Source organism: Buttiauxella massiliensis (assembly GCF_902500225.1).
In the GTDB taxonomy this organism is placed as follows: Bacteria; Pseudomonadota; Gammaproteobacteria; order Enterobacterales; family Enterobacteriaceae; genus Buttiauxella; species Buttiauxella massiliensis.
Genome location: NZ_LR722680.1, coordinates 3,280 through 4,898 on the forward strand (window position 1 = coordinate 3,280; position 1,619 = coordinate 4,898).

General features: G+C 53.3%; 1 rRNA gene. It reads right to left on the reverse strand.

Annotation, left to right across the window (positions count from 1 at the left end):
- Positions 1-5: 5 nt before the first annotated feature.
- Positions 6-1,547, reverse strand: a 16S ribosomal RNA gene (locus GC128_RS22820).
- Positions 1,548-1,619 lie beyond the last annotated feature (72 nt).

The window sequence follows — 1,619 nt, forward strand, 5'->3', positions numbered from 1 at the left end:
TTAGGTAAGGAGGTGATCCAACCGCAGGTTCCCCTACGGTTACCTTGTTACGACTTCACCCCAGTCATGAATCACAAAGTGGTAAGCGCCCTCCCGAAGGTTAAGCTACCTACTTCTTTTGCAACCCACTCCCATGGTGTGACGGGCGGTGTGTACAAGGCCCGGGAACGTATTCACCGTAGCATTCTGATCTACGATTACTAGCGATTCCGACTTCACGGAGTCGAGTTGCAGACTCCGATCCGGACTACGACGCACTTTATGAGGTCCGCTTGCTCTCGCGAGGTCGCTTCTCTTTGTATGCGCCATTGTAGCACGTGTGTAGCCCTACTCGTAAGGGCCATGATGACTTGACGTCATCCCCACCTTCCTCCAGTTTATCACTGGCAGTCTCCTTTGAGTTCCCGGCCGAACCGCTGGCAACAAAGGATAAGGGTTGCGCTCGTTGCGGGACTTAACCCAACATTTCACAACACGAGCTGACGACAGCCATGCAGCACCTGTCTCAGAGTTCCCGAAGGCACTAAGCTATCTCTAGCGAATTCTCTGGATGTCAAGAGTAGGTAAGGTTCTTCGCGTTGCATCGAATTAAACCACATGCTCCACCGCTTGTGCGGGCCCCCGTCAATTCATTTGAGTTTTAACCTTGCGGCCGTACTCCCCAGGCGGTCGACTTAACGCGTTAGCTCCGGAAGCCACTCCTCAAGGGAACAACCTCCAAGTCGACATCGTTTACGGCGTGGACTACCAGGGTATCTAATCCTGTTTGCTCCCCACGCTTTCGCACCTGAGCGTCAGTCTTTGTCCAGGGGGCCGCCTTCGCCACCGGTATTCCTCCAGATCTCTACGCATTTCACCGCTACACCTGGAATTCTACCCCCCTCTACAAGACTCTAGCCTGCCAGTTTCGAATGCAGTTCCCAGGTTGAGCCCGGGGATTTCACATCCGACTTGACAGACCGCCTGCGTGCGCTTTACGCCCAGTAATTCCGATTAACGCTTGCACCCTCCGTATTACCGCGGCTGCTGGCACGGAGTTAGCCGGTGCTTCTTCTGCGAGTAACGTCAATCACTGCGGTTATTAACCACAATGCCTTCCTCCTCGCTGAAAGTACTTTACAACCCGAAGGCCTTCTTCATACACGCGGCATGGCTGCATCAGGCTTGCGCCCATTGTGCAATATTCCCCACTGCTGCCTCCCGTAGGAGTCTGGACCGTGTCTCAGTTCCAGTGTGGCTGGTCATCCTCTCAGACCAGCTAGGGATCGTCGCCTAGGTGAGCCATTACCTCACCTACTAGCTAATCCCATCTGGGCACATCTGATGGCAAGAGGCCCGAAGGTCCCCCTCTTTGGTCCGAAGACGTTATGCGGTATTAGCTACCGTTTCCAGTAGTTATCCCCCTCCATCAGGCAGTTTCCCAGACATTACTCACCCGTCCGCCGCTCGTCACCCAGAGAGCAAGCTCTCCTGTGCTACCGCTCGACTTGCATGTGTTAGGCCTGCCGCCAGCGTTCAATCTGAGCCATGATCAAACTCTTCAATTAAAAGCTTGATTTGCTTCAACTCGTGAAGCGGTGCTCAAAAATTAACTTTCGTAATAATTCAACTAAATGAAT